This window comes from Pseudoalteromonas sp. APC 3694 (assembly GCF_030407565.1).
GTDB classification, from domain to species: domain Bacteria; phylum Pseudomonadota; class Gammaproteobacteria; order Enterobacterales; family Alteromonadaceae; genus Pseudoalteromonas; species Pseudoalteromonas tetraodonis.
This window is the reverse complement of record NZ_JASDDE010000125.1, coordinates 1-1,424: the sequence shown is the minus strand read 5'-3', so window position 1 is coordinate 1,424 and position 1,424 is coordinate 1. Positions and strand designations below refer to the sequence as shown.

Sequence of the window (1,424 nt, the reverse complement as noted above, 5' to 3'; positions counted from 1 at the left end):
CCAAAGTCTTCAATAATGGCTTTGGTGTAGGCTTTTTCATCCATTTTATCAACATTGGCTTTCCACCAGTTTTGCACAATGTCTTTGCTTTCTTGATCAACTACATCGTGCCCCTCACGCGTGTCAGGAGCCGACATTGCCACAACTGATGTAACGGTGCCAATTTTATCTAATGCCTCTTTGTAGCGTATTGCAGAGGCTTTAGAGTCACAGGCTAGTTGGCCCTTTAAACCTTGATGCTTAAAGTTTTGAAAATGGTCGGCAATATCGTAAGCAATTAACATAATGCGATCGGCAGTTTGATAAATCTGACCTTTTTGCGAAAACTTTCTTTTTAAATCAGTTTTTTGTTTGTCGCTCAGCTTACTGGTACTACGATCAAACCATGCATCAATCGCCTTATCGTTAACGTTTAGCTCAGGAATACGTTCTTCATACAGCAATGGGGTCACGGTTTTATCTTCAACCGCTTGCTGCATCGTGTAAGAGTGAATGATTTTACCGAATTTGTTTTCGGTCTTATCGTCTTTTAATAGCGGCGTACCTGTAAAGGCGATAAACGCAGCTTTAGGCAGGGTTTGCTGCATACGGATATTATTTTCACCGTTTTGGCTGCGGTGACCTTCATCCACCAACACAATAATATTAGGGCTATCGTTGTAACAGTCTTTGTGTTTTATGGCAGAGCCAAACTTATTAATGATCGAGAAAATAACGCGTTCGTTACCTTGACCAATTTGCTCAGCCAAACGCTTACCTGTGGTCGCCATAGCATCTTTTTTATCGCGGTCGGTAAGTACCCCACCCGAAGCAAACGTACGGCTTAGCTGGTCTTCTAAATCAACGCGGTCAGTAACAATAATTACGCGGCACTTGGCAAGCTCTTCAAGCCAAATAAGTGCTTTTGATAAAAACACCATAGTAAACGACTTACCACTGCCCGTAGTATGCCAAATAACACCACCTTGACGTGCGCCAGTGTCATCAAACGTATTAATACGCTCTATCAGCGCCTTAATACCAAATACTTGCTGATAACGCGCAACAATTTTGCCTGCTTTTTTATCAAACAAAGTAAACAGGCGGGTCATATCCAGTAGGCGTTCAGGGCGTAATAAACTTACAATCAGCCTGTCTTGGTCGGTTACCGTCAGTTCACCTGCGGAAATAAGTGACTGGTAATCTGTTTTATCTTTTGCAGGGCGATGATTAAAGAGCGCATTTAATTGCTCATCACGCAGTGTATGGTTTTTAAGCCTAACAAATTCAGCTTCCGGTATTTGCTCTTCTTTCCACTTAGCCCAAAACTTCTCAGGGGTGCCGCACGTTGCATACAAGCCCTCATGTCCATTTATGGCTAACAGTAACTGGCTATAGGCATATAAATGCGGTATTTCATCTTGCTTTTGGTTACGAATATGCTG

Annotated in this window: 1 protein-coding gene; it reads right to left on the bottom strand. The window is 42.4% G+C overall.

What is annotated here, in order from left to right:
* Positions 1 to 1,424 (bottom strand): DEAD/DEAH box helicase family protein (locus tag QMA00_RS18785; protein WP_290158507.1); only part of this gene is annotated, 1,424 nt, incomplete at both ends.